Source organism: Bradyrhizobium sp. BRP19, from assembly GCF_020194195.1.
Lineage (GTDB): Bacteria > Pseudomonadota > Alphaproteobacteria > Rhizobiales > Xanthobacteraceae > Bradyrhizobium > Bradyrhizobium yuanmingense.
The window spans coordinates 158,321-179,950 of sequence record NZ_JADYVZ010000002.1 but is presented as its reverse complement, the minus strand read 5'-3'; the positions used below and the strand labels follow the sequence as shown (position 1 = coordinate 179,950).

General features: G+C 62.9%; 24 protein-coding genes and 1 tRNA gene. 22 read left to right on the top strand and 3 right to left on the bottom strand.

The window, feature by feature from the left end; all coding sequences use genetic code 11:
* Positions 1-33: 33 nt before the first annotated feature.
* From I6F36_RS06545 to I6F36_RS06530, 4 genes are all read left to right on the top strand, one after another.
* Positions 34-3,183 (top strand): efflux RND transporter permease subunit, encoded by a 3,150-nt coding sequence (locus I6F36_RS06545; RefSeq protein WP_225171168.1) that lies wholly within the window; start codon positions 34-36, stop codon positions 3,181-3,183.
* Positions 3,183-6,284, top strand: a complete 3,102-nt coding sequence (locus tag I6F36_RS06540; RefSeq protein WP_225171167.1) for an efflux RND transporter permease subunit — start codon at positions 3,183-3,185, stop codon at positions 6,282-6,284. Before I6F36_RS06545 ends, I6F36_RS06540 begins: the two co-directional genes overlap by 1 nt.
* 36 nt (positions 6,285-6,320) lie before the next feature.
* A complete protein-coding gene (locus tag I6F36_RS06535) occupies positions 6,321-7,061 on the top strand; it encodes a tRNA-uridine aminocarboxypropyltransferase (protein ID WP_225171166.1) in 741 nt (246 codons plus the stop codon).
* Positions 7,062-7,145: 84 nt separating this feature from the next.
* A tRNA-Cys gene (locus I6F36_RS06530) sits at positions 7,146-7,219 on the top strand.
* A 28-nt stretch (positions 7,220-7,247) separates the two neighbouring features.
* Here I6F36_RS06530 and I6F36_RS06525 read toward each other — a convergent pair.
* A complete protein-coding gene (locus I6F36_RS06525; RefSeq protein ID WP_225171165.1) occupies positions 7,248-8,459 on the bottom strand; it encodes a tyrosine-type recombinase/integrase in 1,212 nt (403 codons plus the stop codon).
* A complete protein-coding gene (locus I6F36_RS06520; protein ID WP_225171164.1) occupies positions 8,456-9,109 on the bottom strand; it encodes a hypothetical protein in 654 nt (217 codons plus the stop codon). Before I6F36_RS06520 ends, I6F36_RS06525 begins: the two co-directional genes overlap by 4 nt.
* A gap of 173 nt (positions 9,110-9,282) precedes the next feature.
* On the opposite strand from I6F36_RS06520, the gene I6F36_RS06515 reads away from it, so the two are divergent.
* From I6F36_RS06515 to I6F36_RS06445, 15 genes are all read left to right on the top strand, one after another.
* Positions 9,283-9,426, top strand: coding sequence for a hypothetical protein (locus I6F36_RS06515; RefSeq protein ID WP_225171163.1), 144 nt, complete (start codon positions 9,283-9,285; stop codon positions 9,424-9,426).
* Between the two features lie 191 nt (positions 9,427-9,617).
* Entirely contained in the window at positions 9,618-9,908 is a 291-nt protein-coding gene (locus I6F36_RS06510; protein ID WP_225171162.1) for a transcriptional coactivator p15/PC4 family protein, read from the top strand.
* Entirely contained in the window at positions 9,905-10,414 is a 510-nt protein-coding gene (locus tag I6F36_RS06505) for a hypothetical protein (protein WP_225171161.1), read from the top strand. The genes I6F36_RS06510 and I6F36_RS06505 overlap by 4 nt, the downstream gene beginning before the upstream one ends.
* Positions 10,395-11,600: an AAA family ATPase gene (locus tag I6F36_RS06500; protein WP_225171160.1), complete on the top strand. Its 1,206-nt coding sequence runs from the start codon at positions 10,395-10,397 to the stop codon at positions 11,598-11,600. Before I6F36_RS06505 ends, I6F36_RS06500 begins: the two co-directional genes overlap by 20 nt.
* 716 nt (positions 11,601-12,316) lie before the next feature.
* A complete protein-coding gene (locus I6F36_RS06495; RefSeq protein WP_225171159.1) occupies positions 12,317-13,069 on the top strand; it encodes a hypothetical protein in 753 nt (250 codons plus the stop codon).
* The gene (locus I6F36_RS06490) at positions 13,066-13,338 is read left to right on the top strand and encodes a hypothetical protein (RefSeq protein WP_225171158.1); all 273 of its coding nucleotides are present in this window, start codon (positions 13,066-13,068) and stop codon (positions 13,336-13,338) included. Before I6F36_RS06495 ends, I6F36_RS06490 begins: the two co-directional genes overlap by 4 nt.
* Before the next feature lie 26 nt (positions 13,339-13,364).
* Positions 13,365-13,640, top strand: a complete 276-nt coding sequence (locus I6F36_RS06485; RefSeq protein WP_225171157.1) for a hypothetical protein — start codon at positions 13,365-13,367, stop codon at positions 13,638-13,640.
* Positions 13,637-13,990, top strand: a complete 354-nt coding sequence (locus tag I6F36_RS06480) for a hypothetical protein (protein ID WP_225171156.1) — start codon at positions 13,637-13,639, stop codon at positions 13,988-13,990. Before I6F36_RS06485 ends, I6F36_RS06480 begins: the two co-directional genes overlap by 4 nt.
* The gene (locus tag I6F36_RS06475; protein ID WP_225171155.1) at positions 13,990-14,343 is read left to right on the top strand and encodes a hypothetical protein; all 354 of its coding nucleotides are present in this window, start codon (positions 13,990-13,992) and stop codon (positions 14,341-14,343) included. The genes I6F36_RS06480 and I6F36_RS06475 overlap by 1 nt, the downstream gene beginning before the upstream one ends.
* A 12-nt stretch (positions 14,344-14,355) precedes the next feature.
* Positions 14,356-14,538, top strand: coding sequence for a hypothetical protein (locus I6F36_RS06470; protein WP_225171154.1), 183 nt, complete (start codon positions 14,356-14,358; stop codon positions 14,536-14,538).
* Between the two features lie 7 nt (positions 14,539-14,545).
* A complete protein-coding gene (locus tag I6F36_RS06465) occupies positions 14,546-15,271 on the top strand; it encodes a hypothetical protein (protein WP_225171153.1) in 726 nt (241 codons plus the stop codon).
* Positions 15,268-15,561, top strand: coding sequence for a hypothetical protein (locus I6F36_RS06460; protein ID WP_225171152.1), 294 nt, complete (start codon positions 15,268-15,270; stop codon positions 15,559-15,561). Before I6F36_RS06465 ends, I6F36_RS06460 begins: the two co-directional genes overlap by 4 nt.
* Before the next feature lie 2 nt (positions 15,562-15,563).
* A complete protein-coding gene (locus tag I6F36_RS06455) occupies positions 15,564-17,006 on the top strand; it encodes a hypothetical protein (RefSeq protein ID WP_225171151.1) in 1,443 nt (480 codons plus the stop codon).
* A gap of 198 nt (positions 17,007-17,204) precedes the next feature.
* Positions 17,205-17,648 (top strand): Panacea domain-containing protein, encoded by a 444-nt coding sequence (locus tag I6F36_RS06450; protein WP_225171150.1) that lies wholly within the window; start codon positions 17,205-17,207, stop codon positions 17,646-17,648.
* The gene (locus tag I6F36_RS06445; RefSeq protein WP_225171149.1) at positions 17,626-17,958 is read left to right on the top strand and encodes a hypothetical protein; all 333 of its coding nucleotides are present in this window, start codon (positions 17,626-17,628) and stop codon (positions 17,956-17,958) included. The genes I6F36_RS06450 and I6F36_RS06445 overlap by 23 nt, the downstream gene beginning before the upstream one ends.
* A 27-nt stretch (positions 17,959-17,985) precedes the next feature.
* Here I6F36_RS06445 and I6F36_RS06440 read toward each other — a convergent pair whose 3' ends face one another.
* Positions 17,986-18,978: a hypothetical protein gene (locus tag I6F36_RS06440; protein ID WP_225171148.1), complete on the bottom strand. Its 993-nt coding sequence runs from the start codon at positions 18,976-18,978 to the stop codon at positions 17,986-17,988.
* A gap of 183 nt (positions 18,979-19,161) precedes the next feature.
* Between I6F36_RS06440 and I6F36_RS06435 the strand changes: the two genes are divergently transcribed.
* From I6F36_RS06435 to I6F36_RS06425, 3 genes are all read left to right on the top strand, one after another.
* Positions 19,162-20,037, top strand: coding sequence for a hypothetical protein (locus I6F36_RS06435; RefSeq protein WP_225171147.1), 876 nt, complete (start codon positions 19,162-19,164; stop codon positions 20,035-20,037).
* 469 nt (positions 20,038-20,506) lie between these two features.
* Positions 20,507-21,082 carry a hypothetical protein gene (locus I6F36_RS06430; RefSeq protein ID WP_225171146.1) on the top strand — a complete coding sequence of 192 codons (576 nt, stop codon included), beginning with the start codon at positions 20,507-20,509 and terminating at the stop codon, positions 21,080-21,082.
* 130 nt (positions 21,083-21,212) lie between these two features.
* Positions 21,213-21,473: a hypothetical protein gene (locus I6F36_RS06425; protein ID WP_225171145.1), complete on the top strand. Its 261-nt coding sequence runs from the start codon at positions 21,213-21,215 to the stop codon at positions 21,471-21,473.
* Positions 21,474-21,630: the final 157 nt, after the last annotated feature.

Sequence of the window (21,630 nt, the reverse complement as noted above, 5' to 3'; positions counted from 1 at the left end):
GACAACAGCCGCTTGAAGCGGCAGGCATAACCCATGGGTGTCTCCGAACCCTTCATCCGCCGGCCGATCGCGACCTCGCTGCTCGGCATCGCGCTTCTGATCGGCGGGCTGCTCGGCTATTTCGCACTCCCGGTCTCGGCGCTGCCGCAGGTCGATTTCCCGACCGTGCAGGTGACGACGCAGCTGCCGGGCGCGAGTCCGGACGTGATCGCCTCGCTGATCACCGCGCCGCTGGAGCGGCAGCTCGGGCAGATCCCGTCGCTCTCGGCGATGAACTCGACGAGCTCGTTCGGCGTCAGCCAGATCTCGCTGCAGTTCGAGCTCAACCGCGACATAGACGGGGCGACGCAGGACGTGCAGGCCGCGATCAATGCCGCCGCGGGCGTGCTGCCGAGGACGCTGCCTTACCCGCCGACCTACGCCAAGGTGAACCCGGCGGATGCGCCGGTGATGACGCTGGCGCTGCGCTCGGACACGATCTCGCTGCGGGTGATGAGCGACATCGCCGACACCATTCTGGCGCAACGTTTGAGCCAGGTCTCCGGCGTCGGGCGCGTGTCCGTGCTGGGCGGGCTGAAGCCGGCCGTGCGCATCCAGGCCGATCTGGCGCGCCTTGCAGCCTACGGCATCGCGATGGAAGATCTGCGCACCGCGATCGCGAATGCCAATGTCTCGGGGCCGAAAGGCTCGCTCGACGGCGCGCAGCAATCCTACATCATCGCCGCCAACGACCAGATCGCGGCGGCTGAAGCCTACAAGCCCGTCATCATCGCCTATCGTAATGGCTCGCCCGTGACCATTGCCGATGTCGCCCAGATCGTCGACGGCCTCGAGAACGACCGCACTGGCGGCTGGTACCAGGGCACGCCGGCGGTCATCCTCGACATCCAGCGCCAGCCCGGCGCCAACGTCATCGACGTCGTCAGCCAGATCCGCGCCGAGATCCCGAAACTGCAGCGCGCGATCCCGGCCGGCGTGAATCTCACCATCGTCTCCGATCGCACCGTCACCATCCGCGCCTCGGTGCGCGACGTACAATTCACTCTGGTCCTTGCCGTCGTGCTGGTGACGCTGGTGGTGCTGCTGTTCCTGCGTTCGTTGCGCGCGACCGTGATCGCCGGCGTCGCGCTGCCGCTGTCGCTGATCACGAGCTTCGGCATCATGTATTTTGCCGGCTTCAGCCTCGACAATCTGTCGCTGATGGCGCTCACGATCGGCACCGGATTCGTCGTCGACGATGCCATCGTGATGATCGAGAACATCGTGCGCCACATGGAAAATGGCGACGGCGCGATGGAGGCCTCGCGCAAGGGCGCCAGCGAGATCGGCTTCACCGTGATCTCGCTGACGGTGTCGCTGATTGCGGTCTTCATCCCGCTCCTGTTCATGTCGGGCCTGGTCGGACGCATGTTCCGCGAATTCGCGCTGACCTTGACGATTGCGGTCGTGACCTCGGCGGTGGTCTCGCTGACGCTGACGCCGATGATGTGCTCGCGGCTGCTCAAGCACGCGCACGAGGAGCTGGCCGTGCCGGGACTGGCCGCGATCAGCCGCTTTATCGACCGCACGGTCGATGCCTATCACAGGTCGCTGTTGTGGGTGCTGGAGCGCCAGCGCGCCACGCTGGTCGTGACCTTCGTTACGCTGATCGCGACCCTGGTGCTCTATGTCGTCGCGCCCAAGGGCTTCCTGCCGCTGCAGGACACCGCTTCGATCACGGCGGTGACGGAGGCGGGGCCCGACGTGTCGTTTGCGGAAATGAAGAGGCGGCAGGCCGAGGCGGCCGAGGCCATCAGGGCCGACCCTGATGTGGTCGGCGTCGTCTCGGTGATCGGTGCGGGCTCCGTCAACCCGACCACCAATGTCGGCCGCCTCGTCATGAGCTTGCGGCCGCGCGGCGAGCGCCGCGACGATGTCAGCGTGGTCGTGACCCGGTTGAAGGAGCGGGTCTCCGGCATCCCCGGCATGACCGTCTATTTCCAGCCGGTGCAGGACGTGCAGATCTCGACCCAGTCGAGCCGCTCGCAATACCAGTACACGCTGACCGGCACCGATGCGACGCTGGTCTCGGAATGGGCGCGCAAGCTGGTTGCGGAGATGCGGCGCGATCCCTTGTTCCGGGACGTCTCCTCCGAGGCGCAGGAGGGCGGCCTGCGGGCGCAGCTCGATGTCGACCGCACGCGCGCCGGCCAGCTCGGCGTGAGCCTGCAAGCAATCACCGACACGCTGAACGACGCCTTCGCGCAGCGGCAGATCTCGACCATCTACGGTCAGGCCAACCAGTATCGGGTGGTGCTGGAGGCGCTGCCGATGTATCAGCGCGATCCCTCGATCCTGTCGAAGCTCTATCTGCCGGGTGCCGCGAGCGCCACCGCGGGCGCGCCCAATGCCCAGGTGCCGCTGTCGGCCGTGGCGACGCTGAAGCGGACCACGGCGCCGCTCGCGATCTCGCATCAGGCGCAATTCCCGTCGGTGTCGCTCAGCTTCAACCTGGCGCCGGGCGCGGCGCTCGGCGATGCCGTCGAAGCCGTGAAGGTGATCGAGACCCGCATCGGCATGCCAGGCAGCATCGTCGGCGTCTATGCCGGCGATGCCGCCGAATTCGCCAAGGCACTCGCCGGCCAGCCCTGGCTGCTGCTCGCCGCCGTCATCACGATCTACATCGTGTTAGGGGTGCTCTACGAGAGCTATATCCATCCGATCACGATCCTGTCGACGCTGCCCTCGGCCGGCGTCGGCGCCATCCTGGCGCTGATGCTGTGCGGACAGGACCTCTCGGTGATCGGCCTGATTGGCATCATCCTCTTGATGGGCATCGTCAAGAAGAACGCGATCATGATGATCGACTTTGCGCTCGAGGCCGAGCGCGGGCGGGGCATGTCGCCCAGTGAAGCCATCGTGCAGGCCTGTCTGTTGCGCTTCCGTCCGATCATGATGACGACGTTGGCGGCGCTGTTCGGGGCGCTGCCGCTCGCGATCGAAAGCGGCACCGGCGCCGAGCTGCGCTTTCCGCTCGGCATCTCCATCATCGGCGGCCTGCTGCTCAGCCAGCTCCTGACACTTTACACGACGCCCGTGATCTATCTGGCGCTCGATCGCATCAACCGTCGCCTCGAGCAGGCGCTGCCGCCGGCTGGATCCGGCGGCCCGCCGGTCGCCGGCGCGACCGAGGGGATGCAGTGATGGCATCGATCTCGGAGCCCTTCATCCGCCGCCCGGTCGCGACCACGCTGCTGTCGATCGGGCTGTTCCTGCTGGGTGTCGTCGCCTACCGGTTCCTGCCGGTCGCCTCGGTCCCGAACGTCGACTTTCCCGCCATCTTCGTCTCCGCCAGCCGGCCCGGCGCCGATCCGTCCGTGATGGCGGCGACGGTGGCGTCGCCACTTGAGCGGCGGTTGGGAGAGATCGCCGGCATCAACCAGATCACCTCGACCTCGAGCCTCGGCACGACCAGCATCCAGCTTCAGTTCGACATCGGCCGCAACATCGACAAGGCCGCGCGCGACGTGCAGGCGGCCATCAACGCCGCGATGGTCGACCTGCCGAGCGACTTGCCGACGCTGCCGCGTTTCCGCAAGGCAAACACGGCCGGTGCACCCATCTTCGTGCTGGCGTTGACCTCCAAGACGATCTCTCCGTCGGCGATCTACGACGTCGCGGATAGCGTGTTGGCGCAACGCATCTCGCAGGTGCCGGGCGTCGGCAACGTGTCGATCTCCGGCGCCGACCAGCCGGCCGTGCGCGTGCAGCTCAACCCGGTTGCGCTGTCCAATGCTGGAATCGCCACTGACGACGTGCGAACCGCGATCATCGCCGCCAACGCGCTCGGCCCCGTCGGCATCTTCGAAGGCGAGCGCCAGAGCGAGACGCTGTCGCTGAACAAGCAGATGCGCACGGCGAAGGAGTTCCGCGACATCGTCATCAAGAGCTCGGGCAATAATTTCGTGCGGCTGTCGGATGTCGCCGACATCGAGGATTCTGTCCGCAACGTCCGCTCGATAGCCTGGTTCAACAGGCAACCGGCGGTTCTGATCCAGATCACCAAGCAGGGCGATGCCAACGTCATCGACACCGTCGATCGGGTTAAGGCGCTGATCCCCGAGCTGAAGCAGTGGATCCCGGCCGGTGTCGAGATCTCCACCCTGGTCGATCGGACCGGCACGATCCGCGCCAGCGTGCTGGACATGCAATGGACGCTGCTGGCAACGTCCGTCCTGGTGATGGTCGTCGTGTTCGTGTTCCTGCGGCGGCTGACGCCGACCATCGCGGCCGGCATCTCGGTGCCGCTGGCACTCGCCGGCACTTGCGCCGGCATGTGGGTCGCGGGCTTCTCCATCGACAACCTGTCGCTGATGGCGCTCGCCATCTCCGTCGGCTTCGTTGTCGACGACGCCATCGTCATGATCGAGAACATGTTCCGCAACCTCGAGCAAGGCATGCGGCCGTTCCGGGCGGCGCAGGAGGGCGCCAAGCAGATCGGCTTCACTGTGGTCTCGATCAGCCTGTCGCTGATCGCGGCCTTCACGCCGCTGATCTTCATGGACGGCGTCGTCGGTCGGCTCCTGCGCGAATTTTCGCTGACGCTGACCTTCGCCATCCTGGTCTCGACGCTGGTGTCGCTGACGGTCACGCCGATGATCTGCGCCCATTACATCCGGCAGGCCACCTCCGGCACGGCAACGCTGTTCGACCGCATCATCGAAGGCGCGCTGTCGCGCACCATCGTGTTCTACGCCCGCACCCTGCGCACCGTGCTGGAATTCCCGCTGCTGACGCTGCTGGTGTTCTTCGCCACCATCGCGCTCACGGTGACGCTCTACATCAAGGTCCCCAAAGGCTACTTCCCCACGGACGATTCCGGCTTCATCATCGGCGCGACGCGCGCCTCGGCGGACACCTCGTTCCAGTCGATGCTCGGCCTGCAGCAGCGGCTCGCCGAGATCGTGATGAAGGATCCCGCCGTGGCCGGCATCGGCTCGACGGTCGGCAGCGGGGGCCCGGGTCCGGCGACCTCGAACCGCGGCACCATGTTCATCAGCCTGAAGCCGCCGGAGGAACGTGGCCACGTGTCGACTGAGGTCGTGATCGAACGGCTCAGGCGCGCGCTATATCCCGTGCCCGGCATCCGCCTCTTCATGTTCGCTGCCCAGGACGTGCGGGCCGGCGGGCGTCAGAGCGATTCCGACTACCAATATACGCTCACCAGCACCGATCTCGGCCTGTTGCAGAAATGGGCGCCGATCGTGGCCAAGCGCCTGGAGAGCGTGGAGGGCATCACCGACATCTCCAGCGATCGCGATCCCGGCGGGCTGCAACTGACGCTCGCCATCGACCGCCAGAAGGCGTCCGCGCTCGGCGTCAGGGTCCAGGACATCGACAACGCGCTGAACAACGCTTTCGCACAGCGGCAGATCTCGATCATCTACACCCAGCGCAACCAGTACATGACCGTGCTGGAGATCGACCCGAAGTTCCAGGTCGACCCCTCCAATCTCGATCGCATCTACGTCGCCGGCGCGGGAGATGCGCAGGTGCCGCTGTCGGCCGTGGTGCGCGCGACGCGCGGGCTCGCTGCGCTCGCCGTCTATCATTCGCAGTCGTTCCCATCGACCACGGTGTCCTTCAACCTGATGCCGGACGTGCCGCTTCAGGCGGCGACCCAGAACATCCAGCGCGCGGTCGACGAGTTGCACATGCCCGAAGGCATTCGCGGCAGCTTCGACGGCAATGCCGGCGATTTCGCCAGGACCAGCGGTCGCCAGCCGCTCCTGATCCTCGGCGCGCTGGTTGCGATGTATATCGTGCTCGGGGTGCTCTATGAGAGCCTCGCCCATCCGCTCACGATCATCTCGACACTGCCATCGGCCGGCTTGGGTGCGCTGCTGGCCTTGCAGCTCACCAACACGCCGCTGACGGTGATCGCCTTCGTCGGCATCATCCTCCTGATCGGCATCGTCAAGAAGAACGGCATCATGATGGTGGACTTCGCGCTCGATGCCGAGCGCCAGCGCGGCCTGTCCTCGGCGGAGGCGATCTTCGAGGCCTGCCAGGCGCGCTTCCGCCCGATCCTGATGACGACCATGGCGGCGCTGTTTGCCGGCATTCCGCTGGTGATCGCGACCGGCCCCGGCACGGAGCTGCGCCGCCCACTCGGCATCACCATCATCGGCGGCCTGTTCGTCTCGCAGATCCTGACGCTGTACACGACGCCCGTGATCTACCTCCTGATCGACCGCCTGCGGCGGCGATCCGAGCCGCGTCCGCTGGCGGCCCCGGCGGAATAGGTTGTTGCAGCGCCGCGCGGAGCGTATAGCGGCGCCATGTCCAATCCGCCTGACACTACCGCCGCGCCGGCCGAGCCGATCCCCGAATGCCCGCATTGCCAGAAGCCGATGCCGCTCTGCATTTGCGACAGCGTCACGCCGATCGAGAACCGGCTCTCGCTCCTGATCCTCCAGCATCCGCAGGAGCAGGACAGGGCGCTCGGCACGGCGCGGCTGCTGGCCAGGCATTTTGCCGATGCAACGGTGCGGGTTGGCCTGTCCTGGCCGAGCCTGTCCAAGGCGCTGGGACGGCCGGTCGAGAATGCTTCGCACTGGGCGGTGCTCTATCTCGGCTCGGCACGCGCCGCTGATCTCGAGGCCGAAGGAGAGATCGTCGCGCTCAACCGCAAGGGCGAGGTCGCGGAGAACCAGCGCGCGATCCTCGGCAAGCTCGAAGGCGTGGTGCTGCTCGACGGCACCTGGAGCCAGGCCAAGGCGCTGTGGTGGCGCAATCCCTGGATGCTGAAATGCCAGCGCGTGATCCTCAATCCGGCACGTCCCTCTCGCTACGGGCGCTTGCGCAAGGAGCCGCGCCGCGACGGCCTCGCGACCATCGAAGCCGCCGCGACGATCCTCGCCGCCCTCGAGCGGCGCCCTGATATCGCCGAGACGCTTCATGCCAGTTTCGAGCGGATGCTGGCTCGCTACCGCGAGGTCCAGGCCGAGATGCCGGAACTGGCACCCAAGCCCGCGCCCAAGGGCCGCCGGCGCGACTTCCGGCGCGGCAAGCGCGCCTGATTTCGGCTGGACATTTCGCTGTGCTACCCGCGGGCCGTGGGGTTGCCTAAGCCATTGATCCCCTATATTGGTCCGCCCTTACGGGGCCACGTGGCGGAGTGGTTACGCAACGGTCTGCAAAACCGTGTACACCAGTTCAATTCTGGTCGTGGCCTCCATTCAACCATTTGATTTTCTTCCTCGTTTTTATTCATGACCTGTTCCCCTAGGCAGGGCTTCTACCGGACTTCTACCCTTCGCCTCAGCCCTATTGCGAATGGCCGCCTGCAGCGCAGAATCGACCGTCCTGGCGGCGTCCTCCTGCATGCCGGGAATGACGTGGCTATAGAGGTCCAGGGTGATCCCAATCTTGCTGTGCCCCAGTCGCTCGCTCGCGACCTTCGGATGAACGCCGTTGGCTAGCATGTGCGTGGCGTGAGCATGTCGGAGGTCGTGGAACCGTAGCCGTGCTAGTTCCGTCTTGGCAATGGTCCGGGACCATTGCTGTGACACGTAGATCGGCGGAATTACCGTCCCGTCGGGGTGGGCGATCACCAGATCGTCTTCGGATAGGCGAACGCCGAGCCGCAGGAGCTCCTCCGCGCGCCTGGCGCGGTGCGCGCGCAGCTCGTCGATTGCCGTTTGAGACAACGCCACGGTTCGTCCTTTCCCGCTCTTTGGGGATTTGAACCGCAGACCAGCCTTTGTCTGCTCCAAGCTCTCGACCACCGATAGCTGCCCGCCGACCAGATCGACGTTCCGCCAGCGGAGCGCGCAGATCTCTCCGCGGCGGAGACCGCAGAGCACCGCCAGCATGGCCGGCACAAAGATCGGCTTGCCGCGGACCGCCTCGATGACGTCAGCGGTCTGAGTCAGGTCGTAAGTCTGGACCGGCTTCCAGTCGACCTTAGGAGGGTCCACGGCGTCGACTGGATTTCTGGGGATAAGCTCCCACCGAACGGCCTGATGAAGCGCCCGTTTTAAGACACGGTGCATGTGGCCGACCGTGCGAGGCGCCAAGCCGCCTTCCTTTTTGTCGCCTCGGCCGCCCGCCAGCGCATCGCTGTATGCGGCCGCAATTCGATCCGGCTTCAGTTTGGATAAAACGGTCGCTCCGAGGCGCTGCTTGATATTCTGATTGATCAGACCGGAGTAACGCTCGTGCGTCTTCGGCGAAACTTGTGATTTGCAATGCTCGAGCCATCGATCGAGGAAATCGGCGAGTGTCACCTTGTTCGGCTCAATGTACGCGCCGCTGGCGATGTCGGCGACGATCTTGGCGCATTCAGCCTGCGCTTCGCGCTTACCTTTGGCCTTCAGGGAATGCCATTTCCGTTTCCGCTTGCCAGTGATGGGGTCGCGAACGTCAACCACCGCATACCAGTTGCCCTTACCCTTTTCGCAAACGTGGCCCTTCATTTTTTTCCCCTGTTCATGAGAAGCATCCTCCAAGCTTGCCCCATCTCATCTTTGAAGCGATCACGCGCAGGCGTTGCCATCGGTTCATCGGTATAGCCCCGCTCAGCAACTTCCTTCTGCGCGGACGGCTGCTGCACCAGGACAACCTGCAGCAGAAACTCTGCAAACTCTTCAGGCGTCTCGCTGAAGATGAGATACCCTGTTTTGTGCCCACCGGGGCCGGGACCGAAAATATCCAACTCCTGCCGCACGATTTCACCTGGCGGCTGCAGAAATTCCAGCAGACCGTCGAATGCGAGGCGCACCGCTTTGAACGCAAAAGGATCGCGGCTCCATGCATCAGGCTCCGGTTGATTCACGGCGTTGGCTGCCGCCATGTCGATGAACTTTGCGAACATTGCGAACAGCGCGTAGGTCGACGTGTCTCGATATCTCCCTGCGTCCTCCTCGACAGTCAGCCACAATCGTTGCAACACCTCCTGACTGAAGCTGCGCTCGTTTAAGGCTGCGGCCTTTTCCAGCTCAGCGCGCAAATCGGTTGGTATCCGCAGGGATATCGGTTTTCCGGAAAGGTCCGAAAAGTTGCCCTGCGGCGGCCGGCCTCTCGGTCGCTTCGCCGTCTTGGCCGATGCCTTTTTAGCCTTCGCCATTGATGCTCCATTTTGCGCTACAATAAACTACAATCAGATTGCAAAAAGTAAGTCAAGCTCACAGTCTCCGTGAATAGGTGCAACCCCACCATTCAAGGAGATAAATCGTGGCAAACGACCAGCCCCTCACAATCACGGTCCCCGAGGCGGGGCAGCGGTACTTGGGTCTCGGAATGCAGGCGAGTTACCGCGCGGCAGCGCGCGGCGACATCCCAGTGATCAGGGTTGGTCGGCTGCTTCGGGTGCCGATCAAGGCGATGGATCGCATGCTCGAAGAGGCGGGCAGGGCGGCGCCGGTCGGGGGCGAGGCCGCCTAGCATGCAGCCGAAAAGGGAAAGCCCCGCTGGCGGGCGGGGCAATCCGGAAGCTGTTTTCGCGGGCGCGATCACACAGCCGGACCATATTTCCGCCCTTCGCGAAATTCAAGCCGCACGTCTCGCGCGGCGGTGCCCCGTTACGTTCGCCATGGCGCTGACGATCGCTCCCCTTTTGCATGGGGAGGCCGCTAGTGGCTGAGGGGGCGCGCAACACTTCGCCACTGGCCGAGCCGATCGAGATCGCGAAGTTCTGGAAAAATCGACGCCGCAGCGAATCCGTCCGTGTTTCGCTGAGCGAGTACGAAGGCCACCCGCTAATCAACGTGAGGATCTATCTCACCGGGATCGACGGCATCGATCGGCCGACGCCGAAGGGCGTTGCCATGGGTGTCCGCAAGTTGCCGGAGTTGGCCAGCGCGCTCGCGAAAGCTGTGGATAGAGCGCGCGAGCTGGGGCTGCTGGACGATGGGGGCGGCTCATGAACGCGCCGCTTCATCGTCAGATTGTCCTCGACATTGCCGAGCATCTCGAGCTCGAGGAATTCGCGGAGTGCTGTAGCTTCCTTGCCGAATTCGTCGCGCGCGACTGGATCACGCTGCAATGCGCGGCTGATGGTGCGCAGCACCTGGCCGAGGCCGCGGGCTTCGTCGCTGCGTACGGACCGGACGCAGTCCAGCGCACGATGGCGGAGGCCTTCACGCCGGCGCCCGCGCTGCCGTCGGATTACGCCGCGCGCCTCGTGCGGGATTGGGAGCTCGCCGACCCGCGCGACCGGTGGCGCTGGACCGGCGAGGCGCCGCCACTGGCGCCTGCCGAGCCCGTCAAGGAGCCGCCCTACCGGACGCCCCAGGCGACCACGGACGCATTTTTCTGGGTCGCCCGCAATGAACCCGGCCGGCTGCGCGCCTGGCTCGAAAATCATCCCCGTGACGCTGCGTACCTGCACAAGCTCTGGAAGGAAAAAACGCATGCTGTCGCGGCCGCATGAAGTCGTCGCAGAAGCCTTCGCGGCGATCGGGATCGGTGCCGAGCGGCCGGAGCCTCCACCGCACACGGAGATCCCCGAGCAGTTCGATGATGCACGAAGGGAAGTGGACCACGGCGCGCCTGGGGCGGTCGTTGTCTCACCGTTCGCGCCGATCACGCCCGCGGTGTGGGAAGGCGTAGAGATCGTTCCGCAGCGCTGGGTGGCCCATGCACGCATTCCTTGCGGAGACGTCACCATCCTGTCGGGCAATGGCGGCAGCGGAAAGACCGAGATTGCCACGCAGTTGCTCGTCTCGGTGGCGGCCGGCCTTGGGGATTGGCTCGGCTGCGTCACTGAGAGCGGCCCCGCGCTGTTCCTGTCCTGTGAAGAGCAGGTGGACAATCTTCGCGACCGCATTGAACGCATCTGCAGGCACCGCAGCATTAACCCGTACGGGCTGGATCGGCTGTACCTGCTATTTCCCGACCTCGACGAAACGTGGCTCGGTACGGCAGATCGTGCCGGCAAGATCACGCCCACCGCGCTGATGCTGGGACTGCAGAAGTGGGTGGCGGAGCACAAGCCGCGACTGGTCATTATCGACAACGTCGCGGCCGTGTTCGATGGAGAGGCCATCGCGCGCCGGCAAGTCCGAACCTTCATCGGAATGCTCCGCAAGGTCGCAGCCGAGCATGACGTCGGGATCCTGCTCCTCGATCATCCCAGCGTGCGCGGCATGGCCGACGGCTCCGGCACCGCCGGCTCGGTCGACTGGCGCAACTCGGTGCGGTCGATGATGTATCTGTCCGACCCCGACAAGGAGGACCAGGACCAGCGCACGCTCGAGGTCAAGAAGACGAACCGCGTCCGCGGCGGCGAGAAGGTGACGCTGCGCTGGTCCGGCCTGACCTTCACCACCGCCATGGCCGGCGAGACCTCTCCGTATCGTGCAGCGGCCGACCGTGAGGTCGATGACGTCTTCCTGCGGCTGCTCGACCGCTTCGCGGCCCAGGGGCGCACCGTTCGGCCCGCTATGGGCCGTGGCAGCGCGCCCGCCGAGATGGCTGACGAGCCCGACGCCTGTGGGATCAAAGCCGAGGCGTTCCGCGCCGCCATGGCTCGCTTGCTGACCGCTGGCACGATCAGGATCGTGGAGAGCGGCCCGCCGAGCAGGCGTTCGAAGCACCTTGAAAGGGCCGCGTCATGACCTTCGATCGCCCCTTCGATCGGTCTTCGATCGGTACGAACGCCTATGTCATCGCCACTGCGATCGCCCCTGCAATCGGGTGCAAACGCCTATTCGATCGGGTGTGTTCAATCCCCCTTATACCCTATAGCGATCGAAGCCCTCGCGCGCGGCTCCGGGCACCGCTCGTGCCGCTCGCATTCGGACACGGCTGCGCTGGCGCTCCGCTCGCGTCCAAACGCTCTCATCTCGACCATGAGCGCAGGCAGACATCATGGGGCAGAAGAGACTGGCCTCCATCGGTGTGTGTTTGTATCGGCGCGGGTGGCAGGATCGCGACCAACCATCGCGCCCAGCGGCGAAATCAGGGCATTCAGTAGATGCATCGGTAGACTACGCATCAGCCGTAATACGCAAGTGTCTGAAACAATTGCATCTACTGTCGCGGTGTAAACGGATCTGCAATTCGTTCGCCGACTCGTCGCCTTGTTCCCCGGTGGGGAGGGGTGGGGGACACCCCCTGGCGGCCGCGAGCCCGAGCCCTAGAGCCGGATTTTCTCTCAAGCGCCCCTGAGGTCCGCAGCACCAGCGGGACACGTCAACCAAGTCGACATGATCATCATGGGATCGCAGCGCTCGATGGGACGGCGCCGATCGCATCGCGCGACCTTTATTTTGCGCTACACATGTAGTGTCGCTGTATTCCAATTCTTCGGTCGCGCGACTATGCATGATGCATGAGCGAAGCAGAATCATCGATCCCCTGGGATCAGCCTCTCGACCGCGACTGGTGGACGGACACCGGCGCGCGGCTCGGCGGAAGCGAGCAGCAGATCGCGTTTGCTTGCTGCGTGTTCTCCGGAACCATGACGCAGAAGCAGGCGGCAATCCTGGCCGGCTACGGCGCCGAGACCGACCGCAAGGCCATTCACGCCGGCTCGACCGCGGCGAAGTCGCGAGTTGTGCAAAATCTTCTCGTGATGGCGCGAGCCGAGGTCCAGCGCCGGGAGCTCCCGGCGACGTCGGTCGAGCCGTTCTCACAGGAGGAATGGACGCAGCGGCTCCAGGAGATCGCGCGCGGCCCGGACGCCAAGCTGGCGATGCAGGCTGCCCAAATACTCTTCGAGGGCAAACCCCGGTCCACCGAGCCCGGTCACTTTGCCTTGTTGGACGACGGCTTCAACGGCTGGCGCGTCTGCCGGGATTTCTTGCGCGTGCCCGGCGGCGCGGTGGCGATCGCCTCCATCCACGCCGCCGAAGGCGCCGAACTGTGCGGCATTCCGTTGCTCCACGATGTGGTGATCCTTCTCAGGCGCGATGACCCTGAATTCTACGATCGTCTGCGCAGTCGACAGTCCAAGATCGGGCTTGCGACGCTGGACCAGCATCTCGCCGACCCGAACTGGCAGCGCGCGGCCCGCGTGAAGCTCTGGCGCGAGGTCGGCGTCGAGATCGACGAAACGACCGCAGACGCAAAGGAGGTCGCATGACCAAAGAGCCCGGCGGATCGATCGCGCGCCCCGAGCCGAGCCACGCGCGCACGACGTTTGACCATCTTCCCTGGCCCACTGGCGGCCTGCTCGGTGACGTCCCGCCGTCGGAGCTCACGGCGCGACTGATCGTCTGGAAAATCCCGGGGGCATCTCACGAGGCCGGCCGCGAAGCCAACGCTGCTGCCTATGCGCGCCACCTCGAGCGGCTGCGCACCGAGGCCGCGGCTGCCGCCGTCAACGCCTGGCTCGACGAGGCCGCGCAATGAGCACCGACAGCGAAGTGTTCGACCGCTTGGCGGAGAGCCTGCCGAACAAGCAGAAGCAGGCCCAGCTCAACGCCGAAGTGCTGCCCGACGGCCGGAAGGTCGCCGATCTCAGCAACGCTGAATTTGCGCGAGCGCTGAAAAAACTGGACGTGGCCGGCGCATCGGTCAGCAACAAGAAAGCGGCGAACGAAGCGCTCTACGCCGGGCATCTGCAAGGCATCGCCGAAGGCGCGATCTTGCTCTGGTTCTTCGACAACGAGGACAAGACTGAAAGCAATGACGACGACGAGGACGACGAATGATCTTTCTCACGCGGAACCATCAGCGCCGCAACCTTGTCCTGCCCGACGGCAGGATCGCGGAAGACTTGCGCCTCTTGCCGCTTCAAGCGGAGCTGACGCGTCTGCAAATTCCAGGCATCTCCGCTGAGCTCGGGAAACAGGATCTGCTCGATCGATACGCCGCGCATGTCGCGGAGGTCGTCAAGGCACTCCCCAAGCAGTCGCATGTCGGCAAGACGCCAAAAACGATCGCGGAGCTTGTGGCGCGTCAGGCCGCGGAACTGATCGGACGTCAGGCGGCCTCGCCGCTGGCGATCGAAAATCAGGCCGCACCGCGGCCGCAGCCGCCGCACATCTCGGTGGGTGTGTGATGGCGGACGCAATCGAAAATGCGATCGATGCATATTTCGAATCGCGGTTGGGGGAAGATTTTGCGCAGGTCGAGCTGCGCGGCGATCCGCTCTTCCTGAAGGCGCTCGCGGTAGCCCCTGATCAAGACGAGGATGCGGTGGAATTGATCCGGCGCTATTTCGAGTTGGAGACCGAGAATTTCGAGTTCGGTAATTCCGTGCTCGAGCTGATGAGCGAACATGCCGACGACGAGAGTTTCATGGCGCAGTGTCGACGCGCCCTCAAGTCGAACGCTGATCGGACGTCAGCACAGCAGCGCGATCTGCTCCACGCCTGGGAGCCTACGCTTCGCCACGTGTGTTTGGACAACTGAAGGAGAACAAAGATGTCCAATGAAATGGCTGACTTTGAGAAACGTTTTCGCGAGATGACGCGCGAGCAGCAGCAGCGGGTTGCAGCGATCTCAAACAAGGTCGTCGCTGAACACGACAACAGCGATTGGCGCCGCAGCATCGCGGAAATGACCGACGCCGAGCTCGATCGCGAGTGGTCCAAATACGGTAAATGAGATCTTCATGAGCGAAGAACAGACGACGCAGACCGTGGTTGACGAAACCGAAGTGCCAGCAACGCCGGGCATGGAGGCGGCAAGCTCACGGAACGACGACGGCCTTGACGCGCTTCTGAGCGACTTCGATCGATCCCGCTCGGTTGAGAAAACCGCGCCGGCCGAGCCTGCGCCCCAAGAGCAGCCGCGTGCCGAGATACCAGCCAACTATTCCGAAGACGATTTGATGCGTCTACAGCTGAGCGAGATCAGCAATCGAGTGGTCATGGAGAACCTCCTGAACCACCAGATTGCAACCTCGCAGCGCCTCCAATTCGAGGAATGGCAGCGCAACGAAAAAGCGGACTTCGCCGAGACGGTGCAGGAAGCCGCGAGCATGCTGGAGGATTTTCCGCACGTCGGCGACGCGGCCGAATTTGCTCGGCGATGGCTGTTGAGTGAGGCGCAACTCGACCCGGCTCTATACGAGGCGTGGCAGCATCGCCGTGACAGCAAGGAACATTGGCAGCACGCGGAACGCGCGCTCGCACGTGCCTGTAAAAAAATGATCAAGGAAGTCGCTCGCTTTCCTGACCCCGAGCTGTCGGCCGATCGTGCCCTCGTCGCCTCCGTGATGCGCGGCGGCTCGGGCAAGCCACCACCGGCCGAAACGAGCGCGGCCTATTCGCGTCGTGTCGCCTCTATGAACGACGCCGACTTCCAGGCTGAGTCCGACAGGCTGATGGGGCGATGATGAACGAGCAGGAGCACATCCGCGCCGCGATCGTCTCCACCTTCGGCGAAGCCAGGACGACCGAGATGGAGGCCCATTTAGCGGCGAGCTCAATGACGCTCTCGGATTATCTGGAGGCGGTCGCGACCCGCCCCGGTGGTGCGTGTGACCAATTCGGAGTGCCTGACACCGTCACCGGCCGTGATCTGGCAACGACGCTGCAGGCGGCCCGTCTGCTTGAGCAGGCGGAGACGCTGCGGATCGTTCTCTCACAAGATCCCGCGGCAATGTTTCAGAACAGGAGTGCTTGAGCATGGCCGAACAATATCCCGGCGTATCCATCACCGGCTACAACTCGAATCCGCCGCCGGACGACGGCACGCAGACCGAGGCCAACCGCGTCAAATGGTCGACGATCAAGACGAAGATCACCGACCCGGTCAAGACGCGCACCGACGACATGGACACGGCTCTCATTGCCGCGTTCGGGAAGATCGACGGCGGGGTCACCTCGACATCGATCAGCTACACGGTGCTCGCGACCGACCAGGGCAAACTCGTCCGCGCGACGAGTGCAGGCATCACCATCACGTCGCCGGATGCAACGGATGTCGACGCACCCTTCGTTTTCGGCCTGCTCAACGATTCCGCTGGCGACATCATATTCGACGGTAGCGGGTCGCAGACCGTAGACGGAGACGCGGATGTCACCGTTCCTCCAGGCTGCGGCTTTCGGGTCAGGACTGACGGATCGAACTGGTTTTCGGAAGGGCAGAACTATACCCGAACGTTGGTGAAGCCGCAGGGCTATCTCACGCTGCTTTCGGTGGCGACACAGCCGACGTCACCGATACCGGCATCAGATCAGTCAGCGAAAACTGCGGTCTATTATCGACCTGACAGCGGCAACCTGATTCCGATCCCCGACGGCACGACGTTTTCGGTTCGCGAGTTCTCCGAGCTCACCCTCTCGTTGAACAATCCAAACCACGTCGGAAACGCGATCTATGACGTGTTTGTCTTCTCCGACAGCGGCACGCTCAGGATCGGCACCGGGCCGGCGTGGACCACGGCGACAGCCGGCGCAGGAGCGCGAGGGTCTGGAGCCGGGTCAACTGAGCTCGCCCTTCTCAAAGGTCTGCTCGTCAACAACGTGCAGATCACCGCGCGCAATGGCTCGACGACGTATACTGTCGCCGCCAAGAACGGAATCTATGTCGGGTCACTCTATATCGACGGGACCGCCGGTCAGGTGTCGTGTCACGTTACTTATGGAGCGTCCCGGAAGTGGGGCGTATGGAATGCCTACAACAAACGGCGGATATTCCTGAAGGCCGGAGACGCGACCACCTCGTGGATACCGGCGAATGCATCGAACGCGCACACCGTCAATAACAATTCGGGAAACAGCCTGACCACGTTCGCCGGTCTGCCGGAAGAAACGCTGGACTTGCAGTACTCGTCGGCAGCGCAGGCAGCGGTCACAGGCTCGACGACAATGGCAATTCAGGTTGGCATCGGGTTCAACAGTACGTCGTCGTTTTCGGGCAAGACAGCCAACTTCTTGTTCAATAACGTCACGAGCGGGAGCACCATCACGGTGAGCCAGCCCTTGCAGGCGGCGCGCTTCCTTTCCGCACCGGGAATTGGCATCAACACCGTAACGGCGCTGGAAACGACGATCGGGTCGAACGTCAACATCTCGGTCTTCGGTAACGAACAGCACATGCTGCTGTCGGCTGAATATTGGGGTTGATGACCGCGGAGTGGATGGGCTGACGGACAGACAGCATGGAGGACGTCGCCTCCACCCGGAGTTCCGCAAAATCCAGCATCCGGGGCGTCAATTTCGGGCCGCGTTCGGGGGCGGGTGGTGACAAATCGTAAACGAATCCTATATAAGCTACTGGGGCTTATGGCCGGCTGGGGAGCCGTCGCCCAGAGGGAAACGCAAATGTCGATCGCTTCGTCCTCCGCAGCGCGACACATCTGCGCGCGTGGAAATTGGGGCGTCACGAACCTCGCCCTTCAGAAAATCCTCTACATGGCTCACATGGTGCATCTTGGCCGTACTGGTCAGCGGCTAGTCGACGCCGAGTTTCAGGCCTGGGATTACGGCCCGGTTGAGCCCGGCCTGTACAGACAGGTGCGGAATTTCGGCAACAAGCCTATTCAGGATGTGTTCTTCTGGTCGCCGTCGATCGCGGGAACGCCGGAAGCGGACACTTTGGACGAGGCCTGCAACTTCTTGATTCAGAAGTCGCCGGGCGAGTTGGTTGCAATGACGCATTGGCAGAATGGAGCTTGGGCTCGTCACTATGTCCCTGGAACAAGAGGCATCCCAATTCCCGACGCCGACATCATCGCCGAGTACCGTGCGCGAATTGGAAGCGCATGATTTTTCGGTAATCGTAAGGCAGACTCCATCCGCTCCAAACGTAATCGAAAAGAGTGCCGCGGCGCTCGAAGCTGCTCTGCAAAAAGAGGCTGACGAGCGTCGAGAGGAGCGATTCTATTGGATTTGCGCGTGTATCGCCCTCATCGATTTGGCTACATTTCCGCACCTCGGATTTGTCGCTGTCATCTGCGTCTTTCTGATTGAGATCCTGGCCCTTGCCGCACTAGCCAGAAAATACGCAGATGAGAACATTGCCATAGCGATCGACAAAATCGTCGCATCGATTTGCGATAAGTTCGGCTGGAAGTAGGAGAGGATTTCGTGTCGCCGGCGACCGCTATTTTAGACCGCGCTTCTTTTTCTCGCTCCGAAGCAGTTTCTCGAACGCCTCATCCCAACCGGACCTGTGCGGAAGCCGATCGAATTTTGCGTCCGTTCCCTTGAGAAGTTCGAGGCGCGACCGCTTCGAGATGTCCTCCCAATCGTCGTAAAGGACGTAGAGGGCGTTGCCATACTGCACGTTTTCGAAGACGACGAGATCATCGGCAAACTTGGCTCCAATGTACGAGCCGAATCCGCCCGATCCCTTCAAGAATGCAGAAGGTTTCAGCTTCGAGAATAGGCGCACGCGCTCATCTATCTTGCTGCGAACGTCAGCGCGATAGGTCCCTCCTCGGGTGAGCCGCTCTACCACCTCTGCTGCGTCGCCAGGTGGAAAGACTTCCCAATCGAGTGTTATCGTCTTGATGTAATCGGCAATCGGGGTGTCGCTACTCACGACACCGATTGCTCCGCAGTTTTCTTGCAGCAGATTCAGCATCAGCAACAGGTCGCTCTCGAACCCAGGAGTTGAACGGCTGAGCTCCTGCTTGACGCGTAGAAGCGCGACGCATGCGCCGGCCGTATTGACCTTCAGCGTGTGCGCAAGGATCGAATAGAGCCGAGGTTCATGGAATTCGCGTTGATAGACCTCTCGCACCCGATAGTGCGTGTGAGTGCCATACCTTGAAGCATCTCCGAAATTTGGGGTTTCCCAAAAGTAGGTCTTCGTGGTCTTCGGTAGATCGTCGCGAACGACTTCCCATCCATTCCGGTTTCGATCCGAAAACTTGCCCATGTTAGCGGGAGGGATCGTCTCATGCGAGCGACCTTCCTCTTTCGGAATTTGCAGCTGCTTTAAGGGCTTCGAGTCTATCTCGTCGGGGGAGAACGTCTTCGTGACACCAACGAAGAACACGTCCGATTTGAACGCAGCAATCTGCGCCAGGATGTGCTCGGGGATCGTCTTAAGGTTACGCTTCCACGGCACCGCGCGATATTTGTTTGCCATTCCGTCGTCCTCATCATCGATTCGCAATGGCCGAAAAGATGACACGCAGAACGAGTAGCGGACATAGAGATCGCGCTTATCCCACCTATTCACAGCCCGTGGATTGTCTCAACTCAGCCTTTGACGTGCCGCGACTCAGGCGCGCCCTTCACCGGCGCAATTCTGCGCTTAGCGGAGGGTGCCATGTCCCCGTTGCGATACCTCACCGATGCAGAGGCCGACGCTATTCTCCATGCCGTCAAAGATAACGGCTACACGGTTAGAGACCTGACGACCAACATCAAGGGACCCAAGCTCACCAGCCGCGAGGCTCTTGAACGACGCTTCGCCTCGCACCTGGATTGGGCGGTCACTGTGAAGGCGCTGCTCAAGCAGAATGCCGAAGCTGCCGAAAAGCGCCGGGGCTCCGCGAAGCGAAATCAGACTCACTGCAAATTCGGACACCCGCTTTTCGGACCAAACCTGCTCGTCGAGAGCAAGACAAAATTCCGCCGATGCAGGATCTGTATGGCTCGCCGTGCTGCCGCTCCGCGCCCCGCGACGGAGGATCAGATCCGGCGTGTCACCGAAGCGATCCATGCGGGGCAGCGCGCCTATCAGTTTTCCGGTAGCGGAAAAAGAGCCCTGGAGCGCATCCTTGGCCAAAACAAGCTTCTGCTGCTCCGGCAGACTAATCCGGAGTTCGATCAGCTCTATAGATCTAAGGTATTGATCAGGCGCCCGTGGATATTGCAGCGAACCCAGTCAACGCAAATCGTCCTCACGCCTGAGAGGATCGAGTTCAACCAGATCGCCAACCTGGTCCCCCGCTATCTCCCGCATGACGTGAGGGACGACGTGATCCAGATGATCTTCCTTGCGATCGCGGAGGGCTCCCTACAGCGGGACCAAGTGCCGGCGCGGGTGCGGCAATTCATTGGCGCGCATTACAAGGACGCCCGGCTGCACAGCGTAGGAAAGTACGGGCTGCGGTCCCTGAACGCCCCGATTTACGGCGACAGCAATCTGACACTCGCCGACAAGGTGAACCGGGTCATTTGGGACGAAGTGCCCCTGTAAGGGGTGGATTTTTAACCAAATCAGTGGTGCACTGAGGACGGAGCGTGAGAACTCCCGCCAAAGGCCCTTGCCGGGGCCCGTTTGGCACCAGGGCGTTGGCAGGGCGATCCTTGCCGGGATCGATTTTGCCAACGATTAGGACGTGCTGGTTAGCCGCCAGCGCGAACGGCACCACTATGCCGGGAGAGCGGCGGCTATACAAGACCCCTCGGGGAAAGGCCGTCGCGCATCGTCTCTGGCGATGTTCTCACCCTCCCGGCGCCAGTGCTGTCCGCTGGCACCCGGCCGTGAGAAGCCGGTTTTTTGATCCAGAGCACCCACCATGTCCAACGTAATCACCTTCCCAGGGCGCAATCCCACGCCCATGGGGAATCTCTCGTTCGCCTCTGTCCGCACCAGCCCACAGCCTCCGGAGGGCGACCCTGAGCTCGAAGAGATGCAGCCCACAGGCCGCCGACGATATGCCAGCATGCTGACCTACACATTCCGCAGCTACGGCGCGATCGTCGAGTCGTCTCATGCCGAGCTGGTGCGCGATGTGCGCTGCGATCTCCCCAAGGCGGCAACGAAGCTGAGAAAGATCCGTCAGCAAATCCAGCGTGACCGCGAGAACGCCGCTGAACGCGCGGCTTTGATGACCAAGGCGGAGGCCAAGCTGGCCGCTGCGATCGCAGCGGCCCATGATGGCCAGCTTCCGAGTGGCGCCGAGGCTGCTACCAAAACCAAGGGCGAAGAACGGCGCACATTCAGGGAGGCTATGCGCCGGCGCATCAGGGAGGTCGCGGCAATCCTCAAGCTTTCCGAGGAGCAGATCGAGTGGCCCTTGACGCTCAAACATCGGGAGATCGGACGCTTCTGTCTGGAACATGGCGTCCAAGCCGAATGGCTGCTCGAGGGCCGCGGCCGCATCTTCAAGGATGACCCAATCGAGGTCGGGCCGAACATGACCGGTGCCGAGTTCGCGGAGGTGGTCCGCACGTTGCCTATAGCGGATCAGCAGGCGATCGCGGTCAAGCTTCGGGAGTTCGCAGAGAGGCGGCAATGAAGCGCAGGCGCCGCATGCCAGGCGGCTGCGGCCGGTAGTTTTCCACAAGATCGGCGGCGCTGGCGCCTTGTTTCAGCGCCGCCGGGGATAGGATCAGGGCCATTTCATTTTAAAGAGGAGCCACGGAGCGATGGAGAACCACACACATCGAGCCTGCCAGTTTGAGGAAATCGTAGGCAAGGCCGTCAAGGTCTTAATGGCTACAGGAAAATTCCCACCGCGGCGCAAGATCACTCCCAAAACGTTCGCCAATGCCGATGCTCGGAATCTCATAGAGAGCGTTATCCACGAGCTGATGCCAGGCTGGACCCTTGCCGAACGTTCGGCAGCGAAGGAAGTTATTCGCCAAGAGCTTCTTTTCCAGACGACTGAGGTGGTCCCGCGCTTTTAGGCCTGCCAGCGTGAACCGGCGGGCCTTGTCGTGGGAAATTGGCCCCTTACTTACAAGGAAGCCGAGCTGCATGAGCCACCCAGAAGCAGGCAGCGATCCGATCGAATAGTACCGAAGCACCCTGCGTATAGGTCGCCTCAAATGTTTCGAGCCACGG